The organism is Arthrobacter sp. Y3223164, assembly GCF_059091005.1.
In genome coordinates this window covers 1-1,649 of record NZ_JBNHGF010000517.1, presented here as the reverse complement: position 1 = coordinate 1,649, position 1,649 = coordinate 1, and the positions used below count along the sequence as shown (strand labels likewise).

At 70.5% G+C, this 1,649-nt stretch carries 2 protein-coding genes and 1 pseudogene; all 3 read right to left on the bottom strand.

The annotated features are described in order from the left end of the window. Positions 1-354 (bottom strand): annotated as a pseudogene (locus AC5RUJ_RS15990) (hypothetical protein); the annotation flags it as partial. After that, the gene (locus tag AC5RUJ_RS15985) at positions 354-1,190 is read right to left on the bottom strand and encodes a PP2C family protein-serine/threonine phosphatase (protein WP_494129143.1); all 837 of its coding nucleotides are present in this window, start codon (positions 1,188-1,190) and stop codon (positions 354-356) included. The pseudogene AC5RUJ_RS15990 and the gene AC5RUJ_RS15985, both read right to left, overlap by 1 nt. Then, the coding region (locus AC5RUJ_RS15980; protein ID WP_494156210.1) for an FHA domain-containing protein at positions 1,187-1,649 on the bottom strand (463 nt) is incomplete at its 5' end. The genes AC5RUJ_RS15985 and AC5RUJ_RS15980, both read right to left, overlap by 4 nt.

The window sequence follows — 1,649 nt, the reverse complement described above, 5'->3', positions numbered from 1 at the left end:
GGGCCCGGCCGCAATGGCCACGCTGCCGGCCCGCAGCCGCCCCTCGGTCCAGCTCGAGACGCCGCGTCCGCTCAGTTCCTGCCCGTCCGGGTCGGCGGACACCACCACGTCGCCGCGGAGCACCGCGTGGATGCCGCCGGAACAGGAGACGATGCCGAACTGCGGCATGGCCGACAGGTTGGCGCCGTACCCGGAGACCACCGTTCCGAGCAACGTTTCCAGCGTGGCGCCGGACTCCAGCGCCTGCCACAACTGCTGCACCAGGTCCTCGGGAGCGCCGGGTTCGAGGAGCACCGCTGTGCCGCCGCTGACCAGCCCCAGCCAAGGCCCGGGGCTGTACGTCATGCCCGCCATCAGGCGTCCTCCTCCGCCGCTCCCTGTTTCGGAGCATCCAGCCGGGGCAGCGTCGTCGTATCCTCCTGCCGCGGGGCGGTCGAGGCGTCGTCGGCGTCGCCTGCGGGACCGGCTACATCAACGACGACCACGGTGATGTTGTCGCGCCCGCCGGAGCGCAGCGCGGCCTGGATCAGTGCATCGACTGCGTCCTGGGGACCGGATACGGAGGTGAGGATGGCGTAGATGTGGTCGTCGCTGACCTCCGAGGTCAGCCCGTCGGAGCAGATCATGATCCGGTCCCCCGGTTCCACGGGCACCATCCAAAAATCCGGCTGGTTGTCTTCGCCGGTGCCCAGCGCCCGGGTAATGACGTGCCGGCGGGGGTGCACCAGGGCCTCCTGGGCGGTGATTTCTCCGGCCTCGAGCAGTTCCTGCACTTCGGAGTGGTCGACGCTGATCTGGACAAGTTTGCCGTGGTTGAGCCGGTAGGTGCGGGAATCGCCGACGTTGAACACGAGCCAATACGGCACCCCGCGTTCGGAGACCAGCGCGGCCCCGGATACCGTCGTGCCCGCCCGCGATGCAGCCGCCGCCCTGATCCGCGCGTCCGCCCGGCCGATCAGCTGTTCCAGTTCGTGCGCGCCGAGTTCGTGGCTGGCCACGTAGTCCCGCATCGTCTCCACGCAAATGCGGCTGGCCACTTCGCCCGCCTCGTGCCCGCCCATGCCGTCGGCCACCGCGAACAGCGTCCCGTCGGCCAGATACGCGTCCTCGTTCAGCTGCCGCCGCAACCCGCGGTCCGACCCGGCACCGACAGTGAGCCGGATGGGCTCCCCTCCCGACGCCGTGCTCATGCCCGTCCGATGGTAAAGCTGCGGTCGCCGAATTCGACGGTCGCGCCGGGTTGCGCCGCCACGGGATCCCCGGGGGCCAGCTGACGGCGGATGCCGTCGCCGCCGGTCACCGCGGTCCCGTTGGTGGAGTTGCGGTCCGTCACCCAGACGGTGCCGCCGTCGACCCGCAGCAGCAGATGGGTCTTGGAGACGGAACGTCCCATGTCCGCGAAATCGATCAGTTGGTCAATGTCCTCGCCGGCGCCTGCGGCCGGGTTGCGCCCGATCAGGGCCGTCGTTTCAAGTACCACATCGCGCCCGTCGTCGAAGGTAATGGTGAGGGGGCCCGACGGCGGGGCCACCGTGCGGACCCGGGTCGCCGCGAATTCTTCGTCCGGGTGGTGGTGCGGTTCGGCCTCCGCAGCCATCCGTGCCGGAGCCGGGACCGGTGACGGCGGCTCACCCGGGGTGCCCAAGCGG

Coding starts and splice junctions, on each gene's coding strand:
- AC5RUJ_RS15985 (WP_494129143.1), bottom strand. CDS start 1,190: ATGAGCACGGCGTCGGGAGGGGAGCCCATCCGGCTCACTGTCGGTGCC.